At 54.2% G+C, this 26,716-nt stretch carries 24 protein-coding genes and 4 tRNA genes; 11 read left to right on the top strand and 17 right to left on the bottom strand.

Annotated elements, in window-relative coordinates:
• The first annotated feature begins 91 nt into the window (after positions 1 to 91).
• The gene (locus tag ACK3CJ_RS17300; RefSeq protein ID WP_409523457.1) at positions 92 to 1,636 is read left to right on the top strand and encodes an aldehyde dehydrogenase family protein; all 1,545 of its coding nucleotides are present in this window, start codon (positions 92 to 94) and stop codon (positions 1,634 to 1,636) included.
• A 25-nt stretch (positions 1,637 to 1,661) separates the two neighbouring features.
• Positions 1,662 to 2,930, top strand: a complete 1,269-nt coding sequence (locus ACK3CJ_RS17295) for an NAD(P)/FAD-dependent oxidoreductase (protein ID WP_409526610.1) — start codon at positions 1,662 to 1,664, stop codon at positions 2,928 to 2,930.
• Between the two features lie 42 nt (positions 2,931 to 2,972).
• Here the strand turns inward: ACK3CJ_RS17295 and ACK3CJ_RS17290 are convergent, their stop codons facing one another.
• A complete protein-coding gene (locus ACK3CJ_RS17290) occupies positions 2,973 to 3,896 on the bottom strand; it encodes a histone deacetylase family protein (protein ID WP_409523456.1) in 924 nt (307 codons plus the stop codon).
• Positions 3,897 to 4,153: 257 nt separating this feature from the next.
• Complete coding sequence (locus tag ACK3CJ_RS17285; RefSeq protein WP_409523455.1) at positions 4,154 to 5,521, bottom strand: DEAD/DEAH box helicase; 1,368 nt, start codon at positions 5,519 to 5,521, stop codon at positions 4,154 to 4,156.
• A gap of 235 nt (positions 5,522 to 5,756) precedes the next feature.
• Here ACK3CJ_RS17285 and ACK3CJ_RS17280 point away from each other — a divergent pair, with 235 nt between their 5' ends.
• Positions 5,757 to 6,497 (top strand): glutathione peroxidase, encoded by a 741-nt coding sequence (locus ACK3CJ_RS17280; RefSeq protein WP_409523454.1) that lies wholly within the window; start codon positions 5,757 to 5,759, stop codon positions 6,495 to 6,497.
• 740 nt (positions 6,498 to 7,237) lie between these two features.
• Here the strand turns inward: ACK3CJ_RS17280 and ACK3CJ_RS17275 are convergent.
• Both ACK3CJ_RS17275 and ACK3CJ_RS17270 read right to left on the bottom strand, forming a co-directional pair.
• On the bottom strand, positions 7,238 to 8,593 hold the full coding sequence (locus ACK3CJ_RS17275; protein ID WP_409523453.1) for a DUF1329 domain-containing protein: 1,356 nt from the start codon (positions 8,591 to 8,593) through the stop codon (positions 7,238 to 7,240).
• A 21-nt stretch (positions 8,594 to 8,614) separates the two neighbouring features.
• Positions 8,615 to 10,582, bottom strand: a complete 1,968-nt coding sequence (locus ACK3CJ_RS17270) for a DUF1302 domain-containing protein (RefSeq protein ID WP_409523452.1) — start codon at positions 10,580 to 10,582, stop codon at positions 8,615 to 8,617.
• A 223-nt stretch (positions 10,583 to 10,805) separates the two neighbouring features.
• On the opposite strand from ACK3CJ_RS17270, the gene ACK3CJ_RS17265 reads away from it, so the two are divergent.
• The 5 genes from ACK3CJ_RS17265 (at position 10,806) to ACK3CJ_RS17245 (ending at position 12,391) form a co-directional block, all read left to right on the top strand.
• Positions 10,806 to 11,891, top strand: a complete 1,086-nt coding sequence (locus tag ACK3CJ_RS17265; protein WP_409523451.1) for an AraC family transcriptional regulator — start codon at positions 10,806 to 10,808, stop codon at positions 11,889 to 11,891.
• Between the two features lie 123 nt (positions 11,892 to 12,014).
• Positions 12,015 to 12,102: transfer RNA gene (locus ACK3CJ_RS17260), tRNA-Ser, on the top strand.
• 26 nt (positions 12,103 to 12,128) lie between these two features.
• A tRNA-Asn gene (locus ACK3CJ_RS17255) sits at positions 12,129 to 12,204 on the top strand.
• Positions 12,205 to 12,219: 15 nt separating this feature from the next.
• A tRNA-Lys gene (locus tag ACK3CJ_RS17250) sits at positions 12,220 to 12,295 on the top strand.
• 20 nt (positions 12,296 to 12,315) lie between these two features.
• Positions 12,316 to 12,391, top strand: a tRNA-Lys gene (locus ACK3CJ_RS17245).
• 68 nt (positions 12,392 to 12,459) lie between these two features.
• Here ACK3CJ_RS17245 and greB read toward each other — a convergent pair.
• Positions 12,460 to 12,975, bottom strand: a complete 516-nt coding sequence (gene greB, locus ACK3CJ_RS17240) for a transcription elongation factor GreB (RefSeq protein WP_409523450.1) — start codon at positions 12,973 to 12,975, stop codon at positions 12,460 to 12,462.
• Between the two features lie 78 nt (positions 12,976 to 13,053).
• On the opposite strand from greB, the gene ACK3CJ_RS17235 reads away from it, so the two are divergent.
• Positions 13,054 to 13,488 carry a hypothetical protein gene (locus ACK3CJ_RS17235; protein ID WP_409523449.1) on the top strand — a complete coding sequence of 145 codons (435 nt, stop codon included), beginning with the start codon at positions 13,054 to 13,056 and terminating at the stop codon, positions 13,486 to 13,488.
• 61 nt (positions 13,489 to 13,549) lie between these two features.
• The gene (locus tag ACK3CJ_RS17230) at positions 13,550 to 14,449 is read left to right on the top strand and encodes a DMT family transporter (RefSeq protein WP_409523448.1); all 900 of its coding nucleotides are present in this window, start codon (positions 13,550 to 13,552) and stop codon (positions 14,447 to 14,449) included.
• A 4-nt stretch (positions 14,450 to 14,453) separates the two neighbouring features.
• Here the strand turns inward: ACK3CJ_RS17230 and ACK3CJ_RS17225 are convergent, their stop codons facing one another.
• From ACK3CJ_RS17225 to ACK3CJ_RS17195, 7 genes are all read right to left on the bottom strand, one after another.
• Positions 14,454 to 14,840 carry a hypothetical protein gene (locus ACK3CJ_RS17225; RefSeq protein ID WP_409523447.1) on the bottom strand — a complete coding sequence of 129 codons (387 nt, stop codon included), beginning with the start codon at positions 14,838 to 14,840 and terminating at the stop codon, positions 14,454 to 14,456.
• Complete coding sequence (locus ACK3CJ_RS17220; protein ID WP_409523446.1) at positions 14,812 to 15,108, bottom strand: hypothetical protein; 297 nt, start codon at positions 15,106 to 15,108, stop codon at positions 14,812 to 14,814. The genes ACK3CJ_RS17225 and ACK3CJ_RS17220 overlap by 29 nt, the downstream gene beginning before the upstream one ends.
• On the bottom strand, positions 15,105 to 16,244 hold the full coding sequence (gene dapE, locus ACK3CJ_RS17215; RefSeq protein WP_409523445.1) for a succinyl-diaminopimelate desuccinylase: 1,140 nt from the start codon (positions 16,242 to 16,244) through the stop codon (positions 15,105 to 15,107). Before dapE ends, ACK3CJ_RS17220 begins: the two co-directional genes overlap by 4 nt.
• A 54-nt stretch (positions 16,245 to 16,298) precedes the next feature.
• Positions 16,299 to 17,330, bottom strand: a complete 1,032-nt coding sequence (gene dapD / locus ACK3CJ_RS17210) for a 2,3,4,5-tetrahydropyridine-2,6-dicarboxylate N-succinyltransferase (protein ID WP_409523444.1) — start codon at positions 17,328 to 17,330, stop codon at positions 16,299 to 16,301.
• A gap of 103 nt (positions 17,331 to 17,433) precedes the next feature.
• Positions 17,434 to 17,784: an ArsC family reductase gene (locus tag ACK3CJ_RS17205; protein WP_409523443.1), complete on the bottom strand. Its 351-nt coding sequence runs from the start codon at positions 17,782 to 17,784 to the stop codon at positions 17,434 to 17,436.
• Positions 17,785 to 17,805: 21 nt separating this feature from the next.
• On the bottom strand, positions 17,806 to 19,002 hold the full coding sequence (gene dapC / locus ACK3CJ_RS17200) for a succinyldiaminopimelate transaminase (protein WP_409526609.1): 1,197 nt from the start codon (positions 19,000 to 19,002) through the stop codon (positions 17,806 to 17,808).
• 122 nt (positions 19,003 to 19,124) lie between these two features.
• Entirely contained in the window at positions 19,125 to 20,498 is a 1,374-nt protein-coding gene (locus tag ACK3CJ_RS17195; RefSeq protein ID WP_409523442.1) for a class II fumarate hydratase, read from the bottom strand.
• Between the two features lie 109 nt (positions 20,499 to 20,607).
• Here ACK3CJ_RS17195 and ACK3CJ_RS17190 point away from each other — a divergent pair, with 109 nt between their 5' ends.
• Entirely contained in the window at positions 20,608 to 21,603 is a 996-nt protein-coding gene (locus tag ACK3CJ_RS17190; protein ID WP_409523441.1) for a hypothetical protein, read from the top strand.
• An 8-nt stretch (positions 21,604 to 21,611) separates the two neighbouring features.
• Here the strand turns inward: ACK3CJ_RS17190 and ACK3CJ_RS17185 are convergent, their stop codons facing one another.
• From ACK3CJ_RS17185 to ACK3CJ_RS17165, 5 genes are read right to left on the bottom strand one after another with little or no spacing between them, the layout of a single operon-like run.
• A complete protein-coding gene (locus ACK3CJ_RS17185) occupies positions 21,612 to 22,325 on the bottom strand; it encodes a hypothetical protein (RefSeq protein WP_409523440.1) in 714 nt (237 codons plus the stop codon).
• A 22-nt stretch (positions 22,326 to 22,347) separates the two neighbouring features.
• The gene (locus tag ACK3CJ_RS17180) at positions 22,348 to 24,579 is read right to left on the bottom strand and encodes a PqiB family protein (protein WP_409523439.1); all 2,232 of its coding nucleotides are present in this window, start codon (positions 24,577 to 24,579) and stop codon (positions 22,348 to 22,350) included.
• Positions 24,557 to 25,219: a paraquat-inducible protein A gene (locus ACK3CJ_RS17175; protein ID WP_409523438.1), complete on the bottom strand. Its 663-nt coding sequence runs from the start codon at positions 25,217 to 25,219 to the stop codon at positions 24,557 to 24,559. Before ACK3CJ_RS17175 ends, ACK3CJ_RS17180 begins: the two co-directional genes overlap by 23 nt.
• On the bottom strand, positions 25,212 to 25,868 hold the full coding sequence (locus tag ACK3CJ_RS17170; RefSeq protein WP_409523437.1) for a paraquat-inducible protein A: 657 nt from the start codon (positions 25,866 to 25,868) through the stop codon (positions 25,212 to 25,214). The genes ACK3CJ_RS17175 and ACK3CJ_RS17170 overlap by 8 nt, the downstream gene beginning before the upstream one ends.
• Entirely contained in the window at positions 25,858 to 26,649 is a 792-nt protein-coding gene (locus ACK3CJ_RS17165) for a substrate-binding periplasmic protein (protein ID WP_409523436.1), read from the bottom strand. Before ACK3CJ_RS17165 ends, ACK3CJ_RS17170 begins: the two co-directional genes overlap by 11 nt.
• Positions 26,650 to 26,716 lie beyond the last annotated feature (67 nt).

Raw genomic sequence — 26,716 nt, 5'->3', positions numbered from 1 at the left:
AGGATATTTCACTGTCACGTTTGAACGCGCTAAGGTGTTGTCATCAAGCATTGGGTGATAGAGGTTGGAGATAGAGATGGGAGACAAAGAGATGAGCAAAGATTTTCTGGAGTCACTGGGTGTCAATCAGTTGATGCAGCAGGGTGAGTATTGCAGCCTGCTCAGTGGCGGCAAGGCAGAGGCAGGTAAGGGGGAGCTGTTCACTATCACGACCCCTGTGGATGGTTCAGTGGTTGGACGATTCCGTGATGCAAGCGCCGATCAGCTTGACCAGCTGGTAGCGGAGATGGAACAAGCCTTTATCGAGTTTCGTACGGTACCGGCTCCACTGAGGGGTGAACTGGTGCGTCGAATCGGTGAGTTTGCGCGTGTTCACAAGGAGGAGCTGGCGCAGGTGATCTCGCTCGAAGCGGGCAAGATTCTGCCGGAAGCGCTGGGAGAGGTGCAGGAGTGGATCGATGTCTGTGATTTTGCGGTCGGCCTGTCACGTCAGTTGCATGGCCTGACCATCGCCAGTGAAAGACCGGGTCATCGCATGATGGAACAGTGGCATCCGCTGGGACCAGTCGCCGTGATTACCGCATTCAACTTTCCGATGGCGGTCTGGGCCTGGAACAGCATGTTGGGGCTGGTCTGCGGTAACCCGATTCTGCACAAACCTTCCGAAAAGGCACCGCTGTGCGCGCTGGCTTGCTTTGCGATTGTTCAAAAAGCGCTGGATACCATGCCTGAGCTGCCCAAGGCTATCTGTAATGTGGTCATTGGCAGACGTGCAACAGGCGAAGCGATTGCTGCAGATCGCCGTTTCCCACTGGTTTCTGCGACAGGGTCAACCGGTATGGGTAAGGCGGTGGCGGCGACGGTTGGTGCAAGACTGGGACGTTCATTGCTGGAGTTGGGTGGCAACAATGCGATGATTGTCAGTGATGCGGCTGATCTGGAACTGGCTTCACGCGCCATCGTGTTTTCTGCCGTGGGTACTGCGGGGCAACGCTGCACGACGCTGCGACGCCTGATTGTGCAGTCATCAGTGCTGGATCAGCTGTTACCGAAACTGCTCAAGGCCTATGGCTCTCTGCCTGTTGGCAACCCATTGGAAGAGGGGACTCTGGTTGGTCCGCTGATTGATGAGCAGAGTTATGGGGCGATGCAGAGTGCTCTGCAGCAGGCGCGTGATCAGGGTGGTGAGATCCTCTTCGGCGGCGAGCGTGTCACGGCTGGTGTACCTGAAGGTGGTTTCTATGTCAGGCCGGCTATCGTCAGCATTGCACATGATGCCCCTATTGTTCATGAAGAGACCTTTGCACCGATTCTCTATGTCATGACCTATGATCGCTTTGAAGAGGCGATCGCGATTCAGAATGAAGTACCACAGGGGCTCTCATCGGCAGTGTTCACCGAGCGCATGCGTGAAGCCGAGCTGTTCCTGTCGGCTGCCGGTTCTGATTGCGGCATCTCCAATGTCAATATCGGTACATCCGGCGCAGAGATAGGCGGCGCCTTCGGTGGTGAAAAAGACACGGGCGGTGGTCGTGAAAGTGGCTCCGATGCCTGGAAGAACTACATGCGCCGTAGCACCAATACGGTCAACTATGGTGGTGACCTGCCGCTGGCGCAGGGCATCCGTTTCGAATAGCCGCCTGGAGCAAGGGGTGATTCAGATGCAGCAGGCCGAAAGTTTATGGAGTGCCAGTGCCGTCGAAGCTGCAGTGGGTGATCCACTGCAGGAGTCGATGAGTGCGGATGTTGTGGTGGTCGGCGGTGGTTTTACCGGCTTGTCCACGGCATTGCATCTGGCGCGTCAGGGTGTCAGCGTCATTGTGCTGGAAGCGCAGGAAATAGGGCATGGTGGCTCGGGGCGCAATGTCGGGTTGGCAAACGCCGGGCTATGGATGGAGCCGGATCAGATGGTCAGTAAGCTGGGCGAGGAGCCCGGCGAGCGTCTCTATCATGAGCTGGCACAGGCGCCAGATCTGGTGTTTTCGCTGATCGAACAGCATCAGATCGCCTGTGAGCCGGTGCGTAACGGAACGCTGCATCTGGCCCATTCTGCTATGGGGGAGCGAGAACTGCAGCGGCGATGGCGTCAACTCAATGCACGGGGAGCGCCTGTAACATTGCTGGATCGTGCACAGACTCGCAAGCGCACCGGCGCTGAAGGTTATCAGGCAGCGCTGTTTGACCCTCGTGCCGGCACGATACAGCCGCTTGCCTATGCAAGAGGTCTGGCGCGTGCGGCACAGGAGGCGGGTGCCATTATCGCAACGCAGACGCCAGTAACTGCGCTGGATCGTCAGGCACCTTCCGGCTGGCTGTTGCACACCCCCAGTGGCACAGTGACAGCGGCTCAGGTAGTGCTGGCGACCAACGCCTATTCCGGGCCGCTCTACCCATCACTGGTACAGAGCTTTGTACCGATCAACTTTTTCCAATATGCCAGCGAGCCATTGACCGAAGTACAGTTGGCACGTGTACTTCCCAACACGGAGGGTACCTGGGATACGCGCAGTATCATGAATGCCTTCAGACTGGATCAGCAGGGGCGTTTTATTCTTGGCAGCATGGGCGATCTGTTGCCGGCTGACCGTCTGGCGGACTGGGCTGATAACTGGATCACCCGCACTTATCCTGAGCTGGGGCGACTCAACTGGCAGCATCGCTGGGTGGGGCAGATCGCTTTCAGTCAGGATCACCTGCCGCATTTTCATGAACTGGCCAGCGGTCTCTACAGTTGCATGGGATACAGTGGGCGGGGAATTGGACCAGGTACCTGGATGGGGCGGGCGCTGGCGCAATATCTGTGTACGGGGGATACCACTGTGATGCCCCTGCCGGTGACACAGCCGTCACGAGTTCCTTTGCGGGATCTGCAGGCGGCATTCTATGAGGTTGCCGCCAGAACAGCACATCGCTTCCCTCGGCTCTGTTAAAGGTGGTGTTGAAAGGGGAGGGTAAAAGAGTGCTGAGAGGGATCAGTATCCCGCCAGTACCTCAATATGTGCCTGAACACTGAACGCCAGCGCGACTGGATTGTAGCCACCTTCGAGTACTGATACGATCCGACCGCGGCTGTACTCCTCTGCAACGGCCATGATCTGCTGCGTCACCCAGCGATAATCCTCTTCATCCAGATTCAGATCCGCCATCGGGTCTTCCTTGTGTGCATCAAAACCCGCTGAGATAAATATCATGTCGGGCTTGTGCGCTTTCAAAGCGGGCAACCACCTGTTTTCCACAGCATCACGAAAGAGTTTACTGTTACTGTGTGCCGGCAGCGGGCAGTTGACGATATTGGGCCGCGCCAGATCGTGATAACGCATCGGGTAGTAGGGGTGCTGGAAGGTAGAGCAGACCAGTACTTCCGGGCGATCCTTGAAGATATCCACAGTGCCGTTGCCGTGGTGTACGTCGAAATCGAGAATCGCGACCCGTTCAATACCGGGTTGCTTCAGCGCATAGCCGGCACCGATGGCGACATTATTGTAAAAGCAAAAGCCCATCGCCGTGCTGTATTCGGCATGATGTCCGGGAGGGCGTACGGCGCAGAAAGCGTTGTGATTATGTCCGGCCAGCACACGATCGGCTGCCAGAATCACACTGCCGGCAGCCAGGCTGGCGGCATGCAGAGAGTCGGGGCAAAGTGCCGTATCATCATCGGCATAGACGATCCCCTGCTGAGGGCTGAGGATCTCGAGCTTGCTGTGATGCAGTCGAGCATGCACCAGCTGTATCTGTTCCTCTGTAATGGCAACGGAGTCTGTCTGATCCAGATGATCAATCAAGCCGGTTCGTTCCAGCACCTTGCGGATCGCCTGAAGCCTGACTGGGCTTTCAGGATGGTCAGGCCCCATATTGTGCAGCAGACAATCCTGATGGCTGATGTAGGCGGTGCTCATTTTATTATTATCTCCCGGTGAAGCGGCCAGGAATATTCAATAGAGACGTGTCACAGTTGTCATGAATATCAGGCCGCCAGACAGACGTTGATACACAGCATTGTAGAGCAAAATGGGCTCTGGAGACGTTAGCCCTTGGTTGTATGCGATTTTTTTGCTGCACAGACCAATACTTGATCCAGATCATAACTCGGAATCTGAACGGGGCGTAGTATTGGCCTCACAGCATAGAACTGTCTTGGGGCATCAGACGCCGTTCACCCTGCGTCCGGTGTCCCTCTTTTTTTCAGTGGTGCAAAACCGTCACTGATCACGCTGGGTTCTACTTTTTTCTCCACTGCTTTTTCTGCCGAAGGTACACGTCGTTTACCTATGGACTTCTGATCACGCAAGCGCTTCTTCACCTTGACGGTTTCCACGCTGCCCTTTCTGTCCGGCTCTTTCTTCTTACCGACCGCTTTACCTGAACTTCGAACCTTCTTCGGTCCGGTATAGCTGCCTTTCAGGCCTGGCAGGGCACGACGCTCGAAGCTGGTTTTCAGATAGCGTTCGATGCTCGACATCAGGTTCCACTCGTAATGAGCGATCAGCGTCACCGCTAGCCCCTCTTTACCGGCACGTGCGGTGCGGCCGATACGATGCACATACTCATCACCGCTACGCGCCATATCAAAGTTGATCACCAGATCGATACCGTCGATATCCAGACCACGCGCGGCGACATCAGTGGCGACAAGCACTTTGACCTTGTTCTGGCGCAGCAGGTTGAGCACCTGGCGGCGTTGCGGTTGTTGCATCTCACCATGCAGGACTGCTGCGCGATGCTTGTTATAGCGCAGTATGCCGCCCAGATGATCGGCTTGAACGCGGGTATTGGTAAACACCAGCGCCCGGTCGTAGGTTTCGTTGTTGAGAAGCCAGTTGAGCTCCTTTTCCTTATGCTGGTTATCATCTGCCAGTACAACCTGCTGACGGACATGATCCGATGAGGTCTGTGCCGTACTCAACAGAATCTGAATCGGATCTTTCAGCACGCGCTCGACCAGATCGTTGATCTCGCGACGATTCAGCGTGGCAGAAAAGAGCATGGTCTGGCGCTCTGCCTGACAGGCATCAGTAATTGTCAGCACTTCATCGCGAAACCCCATGTCCAGCATGCGATCGGCTTCATCGAGTACCAGACATTCCAGATCCTTGAAGTCCAGGGTATTGCGTTCGATATGCTCCACCAGACGACCAGGGGTACCGACAATGACTTCAGGATTGCGGCGAATACGTGCCGACTGCTCCTTGAAGCCTTCGCCACCACAGACCTGTATCACCTTGATGCTGCTGAAGGCCACCAGCGATTCGCAAACCTTGCTGACCTGTTCCGCAAGTTCTCGGGTCGGTGTCAGAATCAGTGCACGGGTACCACTGCGTGGCGCGTCTTTCTGCATCAACTGGTGCAGGATCGGCAGCAGAAAGGCCAGGGTTTTACCGCTGCCGGTTTCAGCGCCGACCATCAGGTCGCGTCCTGCCATGGCATCTTTGATGGTGCTGGACTGAACCGGTGTAGGCTCGGTAAAGCCGAGGGTTTCGATCGCCTTGTTCAGGCTGGAATCCAGGGTAATGTCAGTAAACACGCGTGTTAATTCTCACTGAGGATATATTAACCGTGATGCTAGCAGAAAATGAAGCGTTTGTCGGTCTGAGTTGGTGGTGATGACGTAGATAGTCACCAGGTAGAGAAACGGTATCGGGATAATATTTCGATAGTTTATTGCAATCGATTTTCAGAAAACAATTAATTTTCTTTCCACGACACATTTTTATACACTGTTTTCAATGAATTAATAAAATCTCAAATGGAGAACACATATGCTGCAGAACCGTGAAGGTCAACGTGTGCCGGATGTCACATTTCGAACCCGTCAGGGCAATGAGTGGGTCAACCTGACAACAGATGAATTGTTCAAGGGCAAGACCGTTGTACTGTTTGCACTGCCGGGAGCTTTCACACCTACCTGCTCCAGCACCCATCTGCCGCGTTACAATGAATTAGCGCCTGTTTTGAGCGGTTGTGGCGTGGACAGCATCATCTGTCTTTCTGTTAATGATGCATTTGTGATGAATGCCTGGGCTGCCGACCAGAATGTTGAAAACATCATGATGTTGCCAGATGGTAATGGTGAATTCAGCGAAGGGATGGGCATGCTCGTAGACAAGCAGGAGCTGGGATTCGGCAAGCGTAGCTGGCGCTACTCCATGCTGGTGAAGGATGGTGTGATTGAGAAGATGTTCATCGAATCTGAAACCGGTGGTGATCCCTTCCGCTTCTCTGATGCCGACACAATGCTGAACTACATTAATCCGAATGCGGTACAACCCAAGCGTATCACCGTGATGAGCAAGCCCGGTTGCCCGCACTGTGTACGTGCAAAACAAGCATTGGGTCAGAAGGGATTGCGCTATGAAGAGATCGTTCTTGGTAGCAAGGGTATCAGCTACTCTTCACTGACAGCGATTACCGGCCGCGGTACCACGCCGCAAATCTATGTGGATGGTCAACTGGTCGGTGGTGCTGATGAGTTGGAGCAGTGGTTAGCTGCTCAGGCTTGAACAACTGCTGTTGATACTCATCGGTGCTGATTAGCATACTGCACTGTTTACTGCGACAGTGCTTGTGAATGACGCCTGTGAATAGCTCTTGTAAACAGCTCTTGTATATAACCCCGTACACTTATCCTGTGTGATGGATAAGTGTACGGGGTTTTGTATTTATACAGGCCCGAAATGAGCTGTTATTCAACGAATATCGGCGGGGTGTAAAATGGTTGTGCATAAAATTTCAACTTCCTTCATTTACAAGCTCTTCAGTCTGCTATTTAAGGTAAATTAGTATCCTGGCCGGGTTGACTTTCTCTACCTGTTTATAATCGTGCTGGGGGTGGGTAACTTTTGACCTGTTTTTTTAAAGCCAGCATTGACGGGGCTTTCAGCTCTGTCTCCTAGCCCTGTCCCTAACTTGTTCACTGTTTTACACACAGAAACTGTGTGCAACCGCAGCAGTTGATATGGATTGAGGATAAATTGCCGTCAACTCGGGGTTTTTTGTGTATAAGGTGTTGATGGAACGGCATGAGAAGGGCCTTGTGGAAGCTCATTTCAGCTTCCGCATAAGTCTTCAGTGTTAGAAAGAGGGTTTGTGTATAAATAGCTGTGGAAATGTGTTTCTGGTTGCCGAATTCATGCATGGGGGCAGTTAGAAAATAATCCCCACCCTGTAATAGCAATAAAAAAGCCTCCAGTGTGGAGGCTTTCGGGTTGAAGGGGTAAATCAGTCAGCTTGCGATGCTGCCTCAGCGACCCATGCGACGAATCGCCTGCGGGGTGAAGTCCGCATAGTCAAAGCGCTGGGTGAAGTCGAAACCGTTACCCTCTTCGTTAGTCAGGCTGCCGACCAGGTAGCGACCGGACTGCAGGTCGTACAGAGTTTCAGCTGTGTACCAAGGTACATCGACATCACGATACTGGAAGTGGTGGGCTTCACCGACACGCCAGAGCTCACCGCGGCCATCGTAGTGATCCACCACGGCGGCCTGCCAGGTATCTTCATCGATGTAGAAGCTGCGCTTACCGTAGATATGGCGCTGGCCTTCCTTCAGTGTTGCTTCCACATGCCAGACACGGTGCAGCTCATAGCGTGTGTGCTCAGGGTTCAGATGGCCTGTGTGCAGGATATCGTTGTACTTCAGTGAACGATCAGCCAGCTTGAAGCTGTTGTAGGGGATATACATCTCCTTCTTACCAACCAGCTCCCAGTTATAGCGATCAGGGGCACCGTTGAACAGATCAAGGTTGTCGGTGGTGCGCTGGCCATCAGTGGCAGTGCCGGGCGCGTCATAGGCGATGTTCGGTGCCAGACGCACGCGACGCTGACCAGCGTTGTAGGTCCAGGCCTGACGAGGCTGGGTGATCTGGTTCAGTGTTTCATGGACCAACAAAATGTTGCCGGTCAGACGAGAAGGGGCTGTCACCTCCTGGACAAAATAGAACAGGATATTGTCGGTACGGTCTTCACCTGTTGATTTGAGATAGCCAGGAAACGCCATTTTTTCATTGATTTTTACTGGAGTGAAGGAGCCATTTGCCTGCACGGGTACCTGTACGAAGGTGCGTTCCAGTGAGCCTCCACGGAAGCGGGTCAGATGGTTCCATATCACTTCGAGTCCTGTCTCAGGAATCGGAAAGGCCAGCGCTTCCTGGAAGTTGATCAGCCCATTGCCATCGTCGGTCAGGCTTGTGTTGGCTGCATTGTGGCTGGCTGCATCATAGATTTTCTGAGGCATGGCTGCTGTACGATGAGTCGGGTAGACCGGCATGGTAAAGCTGTCTGGGTAGCGCTGGAACATTGCCAGTTGGCCGGGGCTCAATTGCGCACTGTAATCGGCTGCATTGGCTGCAGTAATCACGAACAGGGGCTGTTCATCCGCGAAGGGATTGCTGTATCGGTCACTGCTGCTGGACAGGCCACCATCCCATGCCGGGATGGTGCCGTCGGTGTTGCCTGCACGTTCAGCCCCGACCGGGGTCAGATCCTGACCCAGGCGCTCAGCGTTGGCCATACCCGCTGTGGATAAGGTAGATAACGCCAGTACCAGTGCTGAGCTGAGCAGTAGCTTTGGATATTTGAAACCAGGTGTTCTTACATTCATTTTCTTATTCTCCCGTCAGGCTCAGAAGGCTACTGATGCGCTTAAAGCGATGAAATCACGATCTTTGTCGGCGTTGAACTTGCCACCAAAGAAGCTTGTATAAGACAGGCCGACGGAGTAACGGTTCATATACTCAGCGGTCAGACCAAGGTTGATAGACCTTTCGCCTTCGCGAAATGCTGCACCAGGTTCCGGGCCGAAGCCTTTCACACCATGGCGGAAGCTGGCTTCAGGAATCAGTGTGACTCCGGCAAAAGCGTTCGGGTATTCCAGGCTACCGCGCAGTACATAACCAAAGGAGTTCTTGGTGACAAAGCCTTCGGTATCACCTGATGCATAACCAAAGACACCGTTACGTCCATACTTCAGGGCATTAGCACTTTCATCCAGGCCATGTACATGGGTCCAGCCCAGCTCTGCCACGGTTGCCAGTCGGCTGGCACCCAGAACATTGTCATAGAACTTGATGAAGGTGGTTTGCGCCTGAGTGACATCAAACGTTGAATAGCCTGCTACCGTTCCACCAGGACCTGCGTTGAGCACCAACTGATCTGCGGCATGGTTACCGATACCCTGGCCGGTCAACTGGTAGCCGAACTGACGCAGAATCGCACCGACCAGCAGCGGGCCATTGACCTGAACCGGTACATCACGCTTATGGCTGATCTCACCGGACCAGGCGATATCGCCCAGATTGGTATTGAAGCTCATACCCAGCATGTCGATATTTTCAGGATAGCTGACAAAGTAGGTGCTGCTGAAGGGCGCTGCAGTTGCCATACCCTGTACCGTGGCCATGGCTGTTGCCTGTGCCGCGGCCATTTCAGCCGGTGTCGGGCTCAGGGGGTTGGCTGCGTTGTTCATGATATAGCTGGTGGCAGCGGCCTGACCGGCAGCCTGGATCTGTGCGCCAGATACCGGTGTGTTAACACCACTGATCATCGGCAGACGGCTGTGGTAGCGCGTAAAATAGAGACCAAACTCGGTGTTATTCAGCTCTTCAGCAAAGTAGCGGAAGGCGACACCAAACTGTCCGCTGTCTTTTGCTTCACGGCGTCCGTTGGCATTGCGATAAACCACCGGATCAAAGCCTACTGCTGCTTGTGTGAAGGCAGGGTTGAAATACAGACGATCAGGCACCCCGGCAAAAGGTGTGCCTGCACCTACACGAATGCCATTACAGCCTTGTGGCGCAAAGTCATTGCTGGAGAAGTAGGTACCACAACCGTCAACAGCGGTAGGTTCCCATTTGATCTGATAGAAGGCCTCAGCACTGAGATTATCAGTCAGTCCGAGTGATGCAAATGCCATGTTGACCGGCAGCAGGCCTTCGCGCAGTTCAGCGCCTGGGCGACGGAAAGAGGCAACATCGATCGGGTTGATAACGTTGATGCCACCCTGGATAAATGTGCTTTCACCCCAGTTAACGACCTGACGGCCAAGGCGAAGATCCAGCGGTTTACCGCCGACATCAAAGAAACCGTAGACATAGGCATCCAGCAGCTCAGCACCGGAGAATTTGGCGTAACTGTTGAAATCCCGGTCATTCAGGCGCGCCCCAGGTACATATCCGTTGGGACTATGACCGTGAGCTCGGCTACCATCTTTGCCTTCAAAGTCATACCAGTATTTACCACGTGCAAATGCGCCAAAGTTTTCATAACGCAGGTCAAGCTCATGCAGGCCTTTGAAAACACGTGAGAAGGTTTCACCTTTCTTGAAGTTCTGAGTGCCGTCGTCATAGCTGCCAGAGCCCAGGCTGGTACCACCATTGGGTGGAGAAACCACAGCTGCACTCGGATCCTTCAAGCGCCAGCTGGCACCGACCGAGATGTTGGAATCCAGGCGACCCTGAACTTCACCGATCTGAAATTCCAGTGACTGAGCCTGGCTGCTGAGTCCTGCGGCTATCATACCGGCCAGCAGGGCGCGTTTGAATCCCGGACGTGCAGGAAGGGCTGCACGGGGTGCATGTGATTTCATTCCCATTTCGTTCATTCCGCCTTGTTATTGTTTTTTAACATTTATCTGCGGCGCTGGTAGCTGATAATATGTTTTATTATTAGTTACTTATATTAGCTGCAGAGAGTTTTCATAAAAATGGATAGATTGATAATGGATCAGAAGTGTCAATACAACAATGACAATAATCTCCAGAATATCTGACAAAATTGTGCGGCTCCACTTGCATGAAGGAGCTTTCGTGCCTTTAATGGATACAAAAAAAGAGATAGAAAAAATGGAACGTACCGTAACAGTGCCCGCCGGTTATGTGAGGTATCTGCTGGATCTGGCAGAGGATCAGGGATTTGATGTGGATGAGCTGTTGCAGCATGTTGAGCTGAACCGTGAAGATATTACCGGTCGCAATGAGCTGCCAGCCATTCAGCTTGGTTTGCTTTACCAGCACATTATGTGGATAGCGCAGGATGAATCATTCGGCATGCTCAGTGGCGGTCGCGTGCCGAATGGCACCTTCCGCATGATGTGTCACTGCATTATCCACTGCCGTACGCTGGAGCGGGCGCTCTGGCGCTGCAGTGATTTTTACGAGATCTGTCGCGGTTCCAAGATCAAACCTCAGCTCGTGCGCCGTGGGCGCTACGCCAAGATATCCTTTGCCCCGATCGACTCTCTGTCCGATGGAGAGTTTTCTGAGATGATGGCACAGGAGTCACCCACCAGAATCCGCACCTCTTTGTCGATGTGGCACCATTTCATCAGTTGGTTGATCGGTTGCCGGCTGGAGCTTAAAGCTGCCTATTTTGCTTTTCCCGAGCCGGACGATACGGATATGTTCCGGACACTGTTTCAATCCGAGATCAAATTTGATCAGCACGAGAATGCCATCGTGTTTCCGTCACGTTTTCTGGATCTGCCACTGGCGCAGGATGAGGATACTCTGCGAGGTTTTCTGAAGACGGCACCCTTCCAGTTGATTGTCATGGTTGAGGACGATAACAGCCTCAAGTCTCAGGTGATCTCGATGATCGGTAAGGATTTCAGCCGTAACCTGCCCAGTGCAGATGAAGTTGCTTATTCTCTGCATATGTCAGTGTCCACACTGCGCAGACGCTTACTGGAGGAGGGGACCTCCTATCAGAAAATCAAGGATGAGGCGCGGCGTGCAGCAGCGATCAACTACATGAACTCGCCGCAGCTGTCGATCAATGATGTCGCCATACTGATGGGCTTTGATGAGCCCTCAGCCTTCTTCCGATCCTTCAAAAAGTGGACGGGTATGACTCCGGGGGATTACCGTCGCAGCGAGAATTATACGCAGCTCTATCAGCGTTGAAACGGCCGACTCTGCGTGCCTGTATTTCAGGGGCGAATCGAATTTTTTATTAAATATAATGAGTTTATCGTAAGTAAGGGTTGACATAATTTTCCAAGACGTTAGAATTTGCGCCCATCCTTTGGAGGGATGGCTGAGTGGTTGAAAGCACCGGTCTTGAAAACCGACGAGTCGCGAGGCTCCCAGGGTTCGAATCCCTGTCCCTCCGCCAAAGGATGAAAGTTGGAAACTGGATATTCCCTGATAGCTCAGTTGGTAGAGCAGTAGACTGTTAATCTATTGGTCGCTGGTTCGAGTCCAGCTCGGGGAGCCATCCTGGATAAAGAGCGGGTCGTTAGCTCAGTTGGTAGAGCAGTTGGCTTTTAACCAATTGGTCATAGGTTCGAATCCTATACGACCCACCACTCTTGACTCCGAATTTGAAGGGTCGTTAGCTCAGTTGGTAGAGCAGTTGGCTTTTAACCAATTGGTCATAGGTTCGAATCCTATACGACCCACCATTTTCTTCTGTTCGCTTCTCAGATTTGATGGCAATCACCTCCGTGTGATTCAGGCCAGCATATCTGCTTCAGCTGTCCGGCTCCGGGCGATAATCGATTTGTAACACCTCGTACCAGATCTCCTGACCATCAGGCTTTTGCAGCGTGATCTCATCACCGACGCTTTTCTTCAGTAGCTGACGAGCCATGGGTGAGTCGACACTGATATAACCCGGCTGGTCATCTATCTCGTCAGGGCCGACGATGCGATAACAAAACGTTCGATCCGCTTCATCACAGACGGTGACCCAGGCGCCGAAGTACACATGGCTGCGATCATCCGGCAGGCGATCCACTACGCTCATATCTTCCAGCCGCTTGGCCAGATAGCGCACGCGGCGATCAATTTCACGCAGTTGCTTTTTGCCATAGATGTACTCGGCATTTTCCGAGCGGTCGCCCTGTGCAGCGGCCTCTTTAACCGATTGTGTCACCTCTGGACGTTTAACTTTCCACAGATATTTCAGCTCCTCATTCAGGCGTTTATAGCCGGTTGCGGTGATGTATTTCGCACTGCGGGGAGGGGGTTCGCGCCAACGTCCCATAACTGTCTGATTTCCTGAATATAATCTTAAAGAAAAAAGGTTCTCTGCCGATTATAAAGGCACAGAGTCGGAGGTGCGATGCAAACAGAGACTATTCAGACCAGAATTGAGAGCTATACCGCGAGCCTGCCTCAGGCAGTGCAGGGCGGTGGTGGTGCTCAATTCGGTTTTCTGCTGAGTCTGATTGCATCCAATCAGGAGCGTACACCGACGCCTGTAAATCAGGAAGCTGCGGGCGGTGGTAATTTTTCTCTGCCACAGAGCAACTCCCGCTATCCCGATCCCAACAGCCTGTTCAGTGACGAAGTGGTGGGGCGGCTGAATCAGTCGGTGAACAAGCGCCTGCGGGGTGAATATGCCTATCTGGTCAGCTATCTTGATATCAGGGCGCACACCCCTCAACGAGCGCCGCTACGCAACGATCACCTGGCCCAGATGGGGTTGGCTTCACTCGGTGGAAAGATGCTGGCGCATATCGAACAGGCGCGCTCGACACTCCAGGCCGTCGCCTGACATTCACGCCCCATTCTGCTAGGCTTGCCACCCTTTTCATATCTGGATCTATCAACTGTCCATGCAGGTCAAGAATCAACGTCAGTCGATGCTGCTGGCTTTAGCGGCTGTTTTTTTCTGGTCCACCGCGGCAACTGCGTTCAAGCTATCGTTGCAGGTGATGACGCCCACTCAGTTGTTGGCCTGGTCAAGTCTGGCCTCGCTGCTGGTGCTGGCCGCTTTTGTCACCCATGAAAGATGCTGGGGTGAAGCGCTCTCTGCGCTTCGGGCCAGGCCTGTCTATTATCTGGCGATGGGAGCACTCAACCCGTGCTGTTACTATCTGATTCTGTTTCAGGCTTATGATCTGCTGCCGGCGCAACAGGCACAGGCGCTCAACTATACCTGGGCGCTGATGCTGTCGGTGCTGGCCGTACCCCTGCTTAAACAGCGCCTGACGCGGCGCGATATTGTGGCGCTGCTGCTGGGCTATTCCGGGGCGGTGATCATCGCGACGCGTGGTAATTTGCTGTCGCTGGAGTTCGACAGTGGGCTGGGTGTATTGCTGGCGCTTGCCAGCACGGTTTTGTGGGCGCTCTACTGGATTCTCAACACCCGCTCTGCGACTACCCCTTCAGTCTCGCTGTTGCTGTGTTTCCTGCTCGGCACGCCACTGGTGTGGCTGGTGATGCTGCTGCAGGGCGAGATGGTGCTACCGGCCTGGCAGGGGCTTCTGGGGGCGCTCTATGTCGGGCTGTTCGAGATGGGGGTGACTTTCATGCTCTGGTTGGCTGCTCTACGCAGGGCTGAGCAGGTGAGCCGGGTCGGGAACCTGATCTTTCTGTCGCCCTTTCTATCCTTGATTTTCATCAATCTGTTTCTGGGCGAAAGTGTTGTGGCTGCGACCTGGCTGGGGTTGGTGCTGATCATCACCGCGGTGATTTTTCAGCAGCGGGGCCGGACCGGCAATACTGGTGGATGATCTTTCAGTCGGTTCCCCACTGGATTTTTTCCACAGAGCCGGCTTCAATACGCCACCATTCGTCCGGATCATCACCTTCGCTCCAACCATTAGCGATGCATCTGACCTGTGTGTGCAGTTGCTCTGACGCTTCTGCCGCGCAATCCAGATCTTTTTCCCAAGGGGTGCTGTCGGAGCGAAACCAGACGCTGGTCCAGGTTTTGCCGACTGCTTTCTCGTGGATCATCAATGACAGTGTCTTGCCCTGATAGCTAACCGTAATGTTATGGATAAGGCTGCCGCCAGGCTGTACCTGAACATCGTCAAAGCGAGTTTTCAGCCAGTCGGTGATAGTGCTCAGGGAGCAGTTCTTGATGTAGATTTCAATGTCGGGATGGCGGTTCGTTGTCATCGTCCTGATCCAGAAAACGGAATATGCGAAGTATGCTGAGGCTGAGAAACCCCACAGCAGCGAGTATGCAGCCCAAACCCAGCAGGATCAAGCCGAACAGAGCAGTCAGCTCGGCTGTCAGAGAGGGTGTCATCAGAAACTCGGCACTGCCGATCAGCAGCAGCCCCACGAAAAAAACAGCAAATCCGGCACCTGTCAGTGCCAGATTCTCATAGTGTGCGTCGGCTCGACGGCGCAGCCAGAGCCGCAGACGCGAAGGTTGCATCATCTGGCCAGCAGGCGCGCCAGAATATTCTCGTAAATATCTGACAGGGTATCGAGATCCTTCACCCGCACGCGCTCATCAATCTTGTGGATCGTGGCATTGACCGGGCCTATCTCGACCACCTGTGCGCCGGTCGGTGCAATGAAGCGCCCATCCGATGTGCCACCAGCAGTGGATAACTCAGTGTCACGTCCGGTGATGCTGTGGATCGCGGCACGGCTGGCTTCCACCAGATCTCCTGCAGCCGTCAGGAAGGGGTTGCCGGACAGTATCCAGTCGATATCCCACTCCAGCTTATGCCGATCCAGTATCTCGCGGACGCGCTCCTTGAGCTGATCAGCGGTGACTTCGGTCGAGAAACGAAAGTTGAATACCACCTCCATCTGCCCGGGTACAACGTTCGAGGCGCCGGTGCCGGCATGGATGTTGGAGATCTGGAAACTGGTGGGGGGGAAGAACTCATTCCCCTCATCCCAGACTTCGGCGGCCAGTTCGGCCAGTGCAGCAGCAGCTTCATGAACTGGGTTGCGCACCAGGTGAGGGTAGGCGACATGACCCTGGACACCGCGCACGGTCAGTGTGCCGGTGATGGAGCCTCGACGGCCGTTTTTGATCACATCGCCCACCTCATCGGTGCTGGACGGCTCGCCGACGATGCACCAGTCGATCTTCTCATTACGCGCTTCGAGGTGGTCCACGACACGTGTCGTACCGTTGATAAACGGCCCTTCCTCATCACTGGTGATCAGCAGTGCAATGGAGCCCTGATGATCCGGATGGTTGGCTATAAAGCGCTCCAGAGCCGTGATGAAGGAGGCGATGCCGCCTTTCATGTCGGCAGCGCCACGGCCGTAGAGATAGCCCTCGCGGAAGCTGGGTTCGAAAGGTGGTGACTGCCAGCGCTCCACCGGGCCGGTCGGCACAACGTCCGTGTGCCCTGCAAAGCAGAAGAGCGGGCGTTGTGTACCACGGCGTGCCCAGAAATTGCTGACATCTTCAAACTGCATGCGCTCGATCGTGAAGCCCAGCGCCTCCAGTCGGCTGATCAGCAACTCCTGACAGCCGGCATCCTCCGGTGTGATGGAGGGGCGGCTGATCAGGTCACAGGCAAGCTGCAGGGTTTCGGAGTGCTGGGTCATGTCAGGTTGTTCCTTTGCTCAGGGTGCTTCCGTTGTTACGGCTAAAGAGTTGGATCAGTTATGCTTGTGCAGCTCTTCGTTCAGGGCGATCGCACTTTTATTGGTTTTCACCTCAATGCGGCCATTCAATGAATTACGGCGGAACAGCAGATCGCTTTTACCGGCCAGTTCGGCTGCCTTGATCACGCTTACTTCCTGATTCTGGTCATCCAGCAGGACCACCTTGCTGCCACCCGTCACGTACAGACCCGCTTCAATCGTGCAACGATCACCCAAAGGAAGTCCCAGACCTGCGTTGGCACCCAGCAGGCAGTTTTCACCCACAGAGATCAAGACACTATTACCGCCGGAGAGGGTACCCATGGTTGAGCAGCCGCCACCGAGATCTGAGCCATTACCGACCACGACACCTGCAGAGATGCGTCCTTCGACCATGCTGACGCCGAGTGTACCGGCATTGAAGTTGATGAAGCCTTCATGCATCACGGTGGTGCCTTCGCCGACATGAGCACCAAGACGGATACGGCTGGCATCGCCGACGCGTATCCCGGCTGGTACGACATAGTTGGTCATTTTCGGGAACTTGTCGACGGAGATCACATCCAGAACACGACCACTGGCGCGAGCTGCGAGCTGGCGTTTAGGCAGGTCTTCCAGCGCAATGGCACCCTCGGAGGTCCAGGCAACATTCGGCAACAGACCGAAAATGCCGCTCAGGTTCAGACCGTGTGGCTTGACCAGTCGGTGCGACAGCAGGCTCAGCTTCAGATAGGCTTCGGCCATGCTGGTGGGTTCTGCGTCGGTTTCCAGAAAGGTGACGACCAGAGGCTGAGGTGTGCCCTCCAGAATCTCTGTCACTTCTGCCTGGGCTTCGGCACCGACAGACAGAAAAGCAATCTCCAGATCCTTCAACTGTGCAGCAGTGATTTCGATCGCCTGATTACCGCCGGTATAGCCCAGTTTCTCGGCTACAGCATCGATCATTGACTGTTCTGCGTTCAGCAGCGGGGCATTGTAATAGACCTCCAGCCACTGTCCGCTGGATGACTTGGTACCGACACCGACACCGAATGCAAAATTGCTCATGGGTTACTCCAGAATGATTCGTTTAAAATAAGATCGTGAAAAAAGGTTCTATTCTGAGCTAGGCACTAGGCACTAGGCACTAGGCACTAGGCTCAGCCAGCTATCAGTTCGGCAATAAACGAGACGCGTATTCATTTTCCTTGAAGCCGACATGGCAGCCATCGGCATAGGTCAGAACCGGGCGCTTGATCAGTGTCGGATGCTTCAGCATCAACGCCTGCAGGCCCGCATCATCCAGGCCGTCACGCTCACTTTCAGGCAGCTGGCGCCAGGTGGTGCCGCGCTTGTTCAGCAGCGTGTCGATACCGACCGCCTTGCACCAGTCGGACAGCAGCTCGGTACTCAGGCCATCTCGGCGAAAATCATGAAACTGATGTTCCAGTTGGTTGGCATCAAGCCACTTGCGCGCTTTGCGCACCGTATCACAGTTGCTGATGCCATAGAGGGTAATCATTTTGCTCTCCTTGTTCAGTTTTCAGAGCGACTTGATATAGGCTCTGATGCGCTCGGCAGCCTCAACGCACTCTTCAACCGTGGCCACCAGAGCCATGCGGATATAACCGGCACCCGGCAGTTGGCCATCTACCTCACGTGACAGATAGCGTCCTGGCAGTACGGTCAGATTCTGCTGCTCGAACAGTCCTCTGGCAAACAGATCATCGGCGATGGGGGTTCTGGCCCAGAGGTAGAAACTGGCATCGGGGGCCTGCACATCCATCACGGGTGACAGTATCTCGACGACACGGGCAAATTTCTCACGGTATTGATTGCGGTTGTCGAGGACATGTCCTTCATCGTGCCAGGCGGCGATGGATGCCAGCTGGTGCTGTACCGGCATAGAGCTGCCGTGATAGGTGCGATAGAGCAAAAAGGGTTGCATCAGGCGTGCATCACCGGCGATAAAACCGGAACGCATGCCGGGCAGGTTGGAACGCTTGGACAGGCTATGGAACACCACGCAGTTGCGATAGTCATGGCGCCCCAGCTCGGCGCAGGCTTGCAGCAGACCGGCCGGTGGCTGCTGTTCGTCCAGGTAAATCTCCGAGTAGCACTCATCTGAAGCAATGATGAAGTCATGTTCATCAGCCAGCGCGATCAGTTTTTTAAGTGTCGCGATGTCGTGTACTGCACCGGTTGGATTGCCGGGTGAGCAGATGAACAGCAACTGGCAACGCTGCCAGATCTCGGCCGGCACGGCATCGTAGTCGGGAATGAATCCCCTGTCAGCAACGCAGTTCAGATACCAGGGTTCAGCACCGGCCAGATAGGCGGAGCCTTCGTAGATCTGATAAAAGGGGTTGGGCGAGATCACCAGAGCATCGGGTTTGCGCTCAACTGCCGCCTGAGTGAAGGCAAAGATCGCTTCACGAGTACCGTTCACTGGTAGTACATGCTGCTCGGGATCAAGGCTGCCAGCCTCTAACAGGAAGCGTTTTTCACACCAGCCGGCAATCGCCTGGCGCAGTTCCAGCAGCCCCTTGGTTGTAGGGTAGTTAGACAGCAGCGACAGGTTGTTACGCAGCACATCCGTGACGAAAGCGGGTGAGGCATGTTTTGGCTCACCGATACCGAGTGAGATATGCTCCAGGTTTGCATTTGGCGTAACACCTGCTTTCAGGGCCGCCAGTTTTTCGAATGGGTAGGGCTGAAGTCTGTCGAGATCAAGGTTCATGCAATCATCACTCTGGCGGCTGCTGAAAAGTCGGGCCAGAAAGTATACCGGATGGCGCTCTTCTGGCCAATTCACGCCGCCAACAATTTGACCGACCCTCCTGGATTGTGACTTCCTGGCCGTCATTCCTGACCGGTCAGGCGCATCGGATCAAGCAGCTTCTCCAGTCTGGCGCGGCTGATATCGGTTTCTTCTGCCGCAACATCGATAATCGGTCGCCCCTGCTGATAGGCGCTTTTGGCCACGGCTGCGGCTTTTTCATAGCCGATAAGAGAGTTGAGTGCCGTTACCAGAATCGGATTTTTGGCCAGTACCTCCTCAATTCGCGCCTGATTCACGGCGAAGCCTGTGATTGCCTTGTCAGCCAGTGTCATGGCGGCGTTGGCCAGCAACATTTCGCTTTGCAACAAGTTATAGGCGATCAGAGGCAGCATCGTATTTAGCTGAAAGTTGCCATGCTGGGCGCAGATCATGATTGTGGTGTCGTTTCCCATCACCTGGGCGCCCACCATCATCACTGATTCAGAGATAACCGGATTGACCTTTCCCGGCATGATGGAGGAGCCGGGCTGCAGGGCTGGCAGGGCGATCTCGCCCAGACCCGCCAGTGGCCCCGAGTTCATCCAGCGCAGATCATTGGCGATCTTCATCAGCGATGTGGCACAGACCTTCAACTGACCGGACAATTCCAGCGCTGTATCCTGGCTCGACAACAGGATAAAGCGGTTATTGGCTGTCTGTACTTTGAGTCCGGTCCGTTCGCGCAGATGATGAGCAAACAGGTGTGGAAAGCCTTCAGGTGCATTCAAACCTGTCCCCACGGCGGTCCCCCCCTGGGCCAGAAGTGACAGGCGTGGTTTGACCTGCTGCAGACGATTGATGCAATCATGAATCTGTGCAGCCCAGGCAGACACCTCCTGGCTCAGGCTGATCGGCACCGCATCCATCAGATGAGTGCGCCCGGTTTTGACAATACCACTGAGGCTATCCGACTTTTGTTCCAGTACCTCCATCAGATGGTTCAGCGCGGGAAGCAGTGTGTGTTCCAGCGCCTGCAAAGCACTCAGATGAATCGCGGTGGGAATGACATCATTGGAGCTCTGGCTCATGTTCACCTGATCATTGGGGTGCACCTTGAGTTGACGATCGCGCCAGATCAGCCCGCTGATCACCTCATTCATGTTCATGTTGGTGCTTGTGCCTGAACCAGTCTGGAACAGATCAACCGGGAACTGATCTGCCGCTTCACCGGCAATGATCTGATCACAGGCAGCGATGATCGCTTCAGCCACTTCTGGTTCGAGCAGCTCCAGTTCAGCGTTGGTCAGGGCGGCTGCGGCCTTGATCTGGGCAACGGCTGCGATGAAAGAGGCAGGGAGGCTCAGGCCGCTGATCTGAAAGTTATCCACAGCGCGCTGAGTCTGAGCGCCATAAAGGGCATGATCCGGTACCTGCACCTCTCCCATGCTGTCATGTTCTGTGCGTTGTCTGATCATGGTTCCTCCTGTTGTTGGCCTGATTCAAGTATGGATCCGATGGCTGGAATTACCAACTTACTGTAAACAAGGCATAATGGCGGGCAACGACAGTGACAGAGGTTATTGCATGAGTGTACTGGCACACTGGCCAAGACGGAGTTTTGCGCTCAGTCAGCAGGAGTTGCAGCAGGCGGTTCGCGCAGTTGAATCTGCCTTTGCCTCGACACTGGAGACACTGCGGGTGGATATTGGCCTAAAGGAGATGATCGAAGAGATCTATGTGCCTCTGGGAGGTTGGATCACGTCGATTCAACGCCACAAGGGCGGGCCTTTGGTGGTCGGCATCAATGGTGCTCAGGGTGCCGGTAAATCGACCCTGTCTAATCTGCTGGAGGTAACGCTGGGTGAAGGATTTGGCCTCAGAGTCGTGAGCTTTTCGATCGATGACCTCTACAAAACCCGTGCAGAGCGTGAGGTGTTGTCCCGACAGGTTCATCCATTACTCTACACACGTGGCGTGCCAGGTACCCATGATGTGGCACTCGGTATGGAGATTCTGGCGTCTCTGATGTCGGCAGAGCCTGATCGGGTCACCAAGATCCCAGTGTTCGATAAATCGATTGATGATCGTTGTCCTACCTCCGTATGGCAGGAGTGGGTGGGGCCAGCTGACGTGATTCTGTTTGAGGGTTGGTGCATGGGGGCCAGACCGCAGAGCGATGCTGAGCTGCAGAGCCCGATCAACGCGCTGGAGCAGGAGGAGGATGCAGATGGCAGTTGGCGGCGTTATGTCAATGATCAGCTCAAGAGTGCCTATGCCGAGCTGTTTTCTAAGGTCGATCTATTGTTGATGCTGCAGGTGCCCAGCATGCAGGCCGTCTATGAGTGGCGTTCGCAGCAAGAGAAAAAGCTGGCAGAGCGGATGCGTTATATTCATGACACACAGCTACCGGCGGATCATCTGAAAATCATGAATGAATCGCAGATTGAGCGTTTTATTCAGCATTATGAACGGCTCACCTGCGCCATGCTGGCAGAGATGCCCGTCCGTGCCGATGTCACGCTCCGACTGAATCAGAATCACAAGATCAGCGATATCCTGGTTAACCGGCATGGCTCATGATTCTGACGTCAGATTGGAAACAGTGTAAATGATGCTACGCTGTGCACCACTTTGTTGATACTTCGATTGGTTTTATCTGCAATGATGCGTGCCATCATATCCTGATGGGCGATCAATTTGCCGAACAGCCTCTCAAAGCTGAGGTTCTGTGCGTACTCATCCAGACCGTTGGTCAGAAAATAAAGCTCGCCATTGCTTTGGCGGCGGTTGCTGAGCTGCCATACGACCACTTCAATATTGCGCGCACTATTGTAAAGCTTCTGCTGGTTGAGCTCGTCCAGCATGTAAAAGGTATCCTTGTAGCTGTAAGAGGCATGCAGCATACCGCTGATTCCCACCATCAGTGCAAATACTCGGTCCCCCTGAAACTCGGGATCAAACGCCAGTGGTATCGCATCGACTCCATACCGGTTGTTCAGCTCGGCATGGGTGATCAGACGAGGTGGGCTGAATAGAAGGTCCAGTCGGCGATCCAATGTCATTCCGGGTGGTCCCTTTGCCATTTCGCGAGGGTTGCGCAGATAGAGCTTGACCGTCAGCTCTCTGACCAGTTCGGTTATCACTTCGACATGCGCATCTGTCACCATGTCGATATCGGTCTTGGCAATACTCTTGATATTGAAAGGACGATCTCCGGGTGTGGCACAACCCGATAACAGCATCAGGATCAGGCAGTACAGTGTGTATTTGAACTTTCTATAGCTTTTTTTAATCACCTTCATCCCTTGTGTTTGTCCTTTCCTGTCAGCGGTTGTCGGCCTGAAGCAACTGAAAATGTGAGCCATCGCTTACTGGCTCAGCTGCGCCGGGGGTGGTGAATTCTATGCCACCTGCGAGGATCGTTTCCAGACTTTGTGCACTGATATCAACACCTTTGAATAATCCGGCGCTGGCTCTGAGCCCGCCGATATTACGAAAAACACTGCTCTGATTGATCAGTTGCTCATAGCGAGGTCGGATATTGGCGTAGATTTCGACACGACTGGCATCCTGACTGAGTTGGAACCCGGTAATCTGGCCGACGGCCACGCCACGGTGAAACACATTGCTGCCGATAACGAGCGATTCAAGTGTTGGTGAGGTGAGGACCAGATTTAGCCCGGGTCTTGGGCGCCAGGCTGGCGGTTCATCAAGTGCGACAAAACGAGTCGTTTCCTCACCTCTGCCTGGCTCGACAGCGACATGGTTACCGGTGAGCAGTCCTTCGGCATGTTCGATTCCGGTGAGGCGGATCTGAGGCTCCACTACCCAGAAAGTGGTGCCACTGCGGGCCAGAAAATGCCCCTCCTGATAGAGTATTGCCTGGGCCATCAGTCGTCCGGTACTGTCGAGCACCTTCAGATTGTCGATCAGGCCCACCACCTGGTCGCGAAAACGTATCTGACTGCCAGCTTGCAACGAGGGGCCGGGCGGGAACTCTATCTGAATGGATAAGTAACTTTCTTGACTGGAACGCTCATCAGGGTAGAGAGTGAAGGGTACTCCAGCACTTGCCGGAGCTGCATTTGTGTCGGAGGCAAAAGCGATGCCGCCTGCAGCGATGGCAGCAAGGCTGGCAGTCTCTATCTGCAGCCCCTGTTGCAGATCAAAGCGAGAGCGGATGCCGCTGGCGTTCCAGAAGCGTGAGCCCTCCCGCACCAGATGCTGATAGCGTTGACGAATCATGGCGTGAATAATCACCTGATCGCCTGCGTCACTCAACTCGTGACCAAGCACTTCACCAACGGCCATTTCGCGATAGAGTATCGGGCTGCCGCGTCGGATAGACCCGAGAGAATCTGCCCGCAGTTGAATTGCCAGACCCGTGAAACTGGCCGGAAGAATGGCGGGTGTTTCAACGGCACGAAAGCGAAAACGCTCGCCACCGGTTCCCGGTATCAGCTCAACATGCTGGCCGCGCAGCAGGTTCTGCAGATTGGGTTGTTCGTTGAACAGATCGGCTCGATTGATCCAGAAACGGCTACCTTCTCTGAGCAGTCCGCGGGCACGGGGATCAATCAGCAGGCGTGCTTGCAGATTTTGCAGATCATCGCTGATACGGGTTCCGGTAACGCGACCTATCTGTACGCCACGACTGAACACTTCAGTACCTTCCCTGAGATAAGTGGTGCCCGGGAATTCAACATACACCTGGATGCCATCCTCGGCAGCTTCGTAGCTTGGATACAACAGAAACTGATCACCTTGCTCAGCTGATGGCACATCGCCGTTATCGGGTGTATGTACCTGAATACCACCGGCCAGGATCGAGGCCAGTGAGCCCATACGCAGCGTCAGGTCCGGCAGATTGGCACTGATCTCTATGCCACTGGCATTCCAGAAGCGTGAGTGCTTGCGAATCAAATGGCTGTAATTCGGGTCGATGTAGAGATCAACGATGACCTGCTGATAATCGTCAGTCAGCCGATAGTCGAGCACTCTGCCAATCTCCATATCACGGAAATAAACCGGAGAACCACGGCTGAGTGAGCGGGCGGACTCAGCATAGAGGGAGATATAAAGCCCCTCTTCATCATGTTCTGCGATGGGTGCATCCGGTGTGGCGGTAAACTGGCGTGCCGGTGCTCCGGTACCGGGTCTGACGCCGATATAGTAGCCCGAGAGCAGCGTTTCAAGGCCACTGACGCCGGACAGGGATACCTCGGGTTTGACCAGCCAGAACAGCGCATCATCTGTCAGCACCGGCTCAGCGCTGGCATGCATTTCGATCCGAGCGGTGATGGTGCGCATATCTTGATTCAGATGCATGGAGCGGACTTCACCGGCGGGCAGACCTTTGTACAGCACCCGGGTTTTACCAGCCTCCAGCCCCTCGGCCGAGTTGAACACCACCTCGATCATGATGCCGGCTTCGGTGTAGCTCTTGTATCCCAGCCATCCAGCAATCAGCGCGGCCAGCAGTGGCAGCAGCCATACGACAGAGGGCCCCTTGTGTTGGCGGATAATCGCGCGCTCAGGTATCGGCTCGTTGCTCATCAGTATGCGTATCCTGTGTCATATGTCGGTCCCAGATGAGACGTGTATCAAAACTGTTGGCGGCCAGCATGGTGCAGATCACTACACCAGCAAAAGCGGTTGCTCCCGGTTGTCCGCTGATCTGGGCGATATTGCCCAGTTGTACCAGTGCGACCAGAACGGCGACAACAAAAATATCCAGCATCGACCAGCGGCCGATCCAGTGAACAAGACGAAACATCGCCATCTTCTGCTGCATATTGGTGGTCCACCCCAGTTGCAGAGCGGCAAGCATGATCAGCAATCCCAGCAGCTTTCCCAGCGGGATCAGTACACTGGCAGCCAGAACAATGAATGCAATGCCATACATACCATGGCTGCCGAGTTCAATTACGCCGCCGATGATGGTGGCCGGTTGCTGATGGCCAAGGCTGGTGATCAGCATGATGGGCAGCAGGTTCGCCGGTAATAGCAGGAAGGTTGCGGTCAGAATCAGCGCCCAGGTGCGGATCATGGCATTAGGTTTGCGAACATGAAGCTCTGCACCACAGCGCCTGCAGTGCTCACTCTCCATCGTCAGGGGCCAGAGCGCATGACAGTCATGGCAGGTGAGCAACCCTGCATCAATCGCACTTCTGTAGCGTGCAGTACTGTTATCCATGTTCATGCTTGCCTGACTTTTTGTTTCTGAGCTTACTTCTGAGCTGGCCTATCTGATGCCAGAACAGGTCACGATCAAGCATCGATGAACTCAGTGTGGTCACGACAATCAGCCCAGCGAGGCAGATAAGGCCGACTCCTGGCAACAGAGTAGCCATGGAGCTGAGTTTGATGATCGATACCAGAGTACCGAGCATATAGACCTCCAGCATGCCCCACTCATCCAGATGTTGATAGCTGCGCATGGCGAAGGGCAGGCCCGGCAGTTTTATGGATAAATGCAGTGCCAGACTGACCCAGAAGAGTAGCAACAGCTTGCAGGCAGGCACGATCATGGCAAACAGCAATACCAGCAGAGCCAGAAACCACAGACCATCATTGAACAGTGCCATGGCGCTGGTGAAGATGGTCTGACTTTGAGCATTGCCCATCAGTTCAAGTGTCAGCAGGGGATAAGAGACAGCCGGCAGAATCAGAATCAGGCCAGCACTGGAGAGTGCCAGGCTGCGCTCGATACTGTTGTGTCTGGCGGAAATGAGTGTGGAACCGCAACGTGGACATCGTGCCGCCTGACTATCCAGAATGATGGGTCGTTGCAGCAGCAGGTCACACTCGTGACAGGCGATCAGTTCGGCTTGTTCAGGAATCATTGGCAGTATCTGGCAGAGCATAGAGTCCTGCATCAAAATCGTTGAAATACTGCTGGTAAAGCCCGGTATCGCGAAAGATCTGCAGACGTTTATTAAATCGTGCCATCAACTCACTGCTGCTGTCCAGAGATCTGGGGAAGAGCAGAAAACTGTTATTATTCAGCAGTGGTAGAGGGTGATGGGTAAAAAAGGAGGCGTCTACCTGAGGCAGGCTATGCTGCAGTGTGTAATACCCGACACTGCGCTCTTCCGGAAATGCGTCAATATAGCCAGCCAGCAGTCGCAGGAAATTCTGTTGCGTTGAAGCAACACGTTCCAGTGTGAACAGCTCGGATTGCAGTGCCTTGTCAAAATCCGGGCCGTAGCTGTAACCGATGCCGCCTCCCAGGTTCATGCCGCGCAAATCCTCTACACTATCCCACTCCAATGGCCGTTCGGCCAGATGAAAAAAAACGAACTGCTCCTCCAGAACCGGGTCACTGTAATGAAAATCTGCCTCACGATCGGTCTGGTGCATCCAGATAGCTGTCGCAGCAAAGTAGCCGTCAGCCGCATCTGTGTAGGCCCGACCCCAGGGAAGAAATTCAAAGGTTACCTCGATATCTTCAGCTGCAAAAATATCGGATATCAGATGCGCAATGAATCCCTTGTGCATCTGATCTTCGGACAGAAAGGGAGGCCATTCGCCAACACTGATAGTGATCGAAGACTCTACAGCAGTCGACATCACAGGATTAATCAGCATTGATAAAAAAATAAACAGACGCAGAGTGCGCATCATCTGCTGCTCCGTTGATAAAGAGGTTGAGCGATCGTAATCATCCCTGATGGCAGCCTAGCGCAACAGA

It is taken from the genome of Nitrincola salilacus, assembly GCF_046271865.1.
Taxonomy (GTDB): domain Bacteria; phylum Pseudomonadota; class Gammaproteobacteria; order Pseudomonadales; family Balneatricaceae; genus Nitrincola; species Nitrincola salilacus.
The sequence above is the reverse complement of the archived record's forward strand: the minus strand, read 5'-3'. Positions and strand labels throughout refer to the sequence as shown.

Coding starts and splice junctions, on each gene's coding strand:
- ACK3CJ_RS17300 (WP_409523457.1), top strand. CDS start 92: ATGAGCAAAGATTTTCTGGAGTCACTGGGTGTCAATCAGTTGATGCAG.
- ACK3CJ_RS17295 (WP_409526610.1), top strand. CDS start 1,662: ATGCAGCAGGCCGAAAGTTTATGGAGTGCCAGTGCCGTCGAAGCTGCA.
- ACK3CJ_RS17290 (WP_409523456.1), bottom strand. CDS start 3,896: ATGAGCACCGCCTACATCAGCCATCAGGATTGTCTGCTGCACAATATG.
- ACK3CJ_RS17280 (WP_409523454.1), top strand. CDS start 5,757: ATGCTGCAGAACCGTGAAGGTCAACGTGTGCCGGATGTCACATTTCGA.
- ACK3CJ_RS17275 (WP_409523453.1), bottom strand. CDS start 8,593: ATGAATGTAAGAACACCTGGTTTCAAATATCCAAAGCTACTGCTCAGC.
- ACK3CJ_RS17270 (WP_409523452.1), bottom strand. CDS start 10,582: ATGGGAATGAAATCACATGCACCCCGTGCAGCCCTTCCTGCACGTCCG.
- ACK3CJ_RS17265 (WP_409523451.1), top strand. CDS start 10,806: ATGGATACAAAAAAAGAGATAGAAAAAATGGAACGTACCGTAACAGTG.
- greB (WP_409523450.1), bottom strand. CDS start 12,975: ATGGGACGTTGGCGCGAACCCCCTCCCCGCAGTGCGAAATACATCACC.
- ACK3CJ_RS17235 (WP_409523449.1), top strand. CDS start 13,054: ATGCAAACAGAGACTATTCAGACCAGAATTGAGAGCTATACCGCGAGC.
- ACK3CJ_RS17230 (WP_409523448.1), top strand. CDS start 13,550: ATGCAGGTCAAGAATCAACGTCAGTCGATGCTGCTGGCTTTAGCGGCT.
- ACK3CJ_RS17225 (WP_409523447.1), bottom strand. CDS start 14,840: ATGACAACGAACCGCCATCCCGACATTGAAATCTACATCAAGAACTGC.
- ACK3CJ_RS17220 (WP_409523446.1), bottom strand. CDS start 15,108: ATGATGCAACCTTCGCGTCTGCGGCTCTGGCTGCGCCGTCGAGCCGAC.
- dapE (WP_409523445.1), bottom strand. CDS start 16,244: ATGACCCAGCACTCCGAAACCCTGCAGCTTGCCTGTGACCTGATCAGC.
- dapD (WP_409523444.1), bottom strand. CDS start 17,330: ATGAGCAATTTTGCATTCGGTGTCGGTGTCGGTACCAAGTCATCCAGC.
- ACK3CJ_RS17205 (WP_409523443.1), bottom strand. CDS start 17,784: ATGATTACCCTCTATGGCATCAGCAACTGTGATACGGTGCGCAAAGCG.
- dapC (WP_409526609.1), bottom strand. CDS start 19,002: ATGAACCTTGATCTCGACAGACTTCAGCCCTACCCATTCGAAAAACTG.
- ACK3CJ_RS17195 (WP_409523442.1), bottom strand. CDS start 20,498: ATGATCAGACAACGCACAGAACATGACAGCATGGGAGAGGTGCAGGTA.
- ACK3CJ_RS17190 (WP_409523441.1), top strand. CDS start 20,608: ATGAGTGTACTGGCACACTGGCCAAGACGGAGTTTTGCGCTCAGTCAG.
- ACK3CJ_RS17185 (WP_409523440.1), bottom strand. CDS start 22,325: ATGAAGGTGATTAAAAAAAGCTATAGAAAGTTCAAATACACACTGTAC.
- ACK3CJ_RS17180 (WP_409523439.1), bottom strand. CDS start 24,579: ATGAGCAACGAGCCGATACCTGAGCGCGCGATTATCCGCCAACACAAG.
- ACK3CJ_RS17175 (WP_409523438.1), bottom strand. CDS start 25,219: ATGGATAACAGTACTGCACGCTACAGAAGTGCGATTGATGCAGGGTTG.
- ACK3CJ_RS17170 (WP_409523437.1), bottom strand. CDS start 25,868: ATGATTCCTGAACAAGCCGAACTGATCGCCTGTCACGAGTGTGACCTG.
- ACK3CJ_RS17165 (WP_409523436.1), bottom strand. CDS start 26,649: ATGATGCGCACTCTGCGTCTGTTTATTTTTTTATCAATGCTGATTAAT.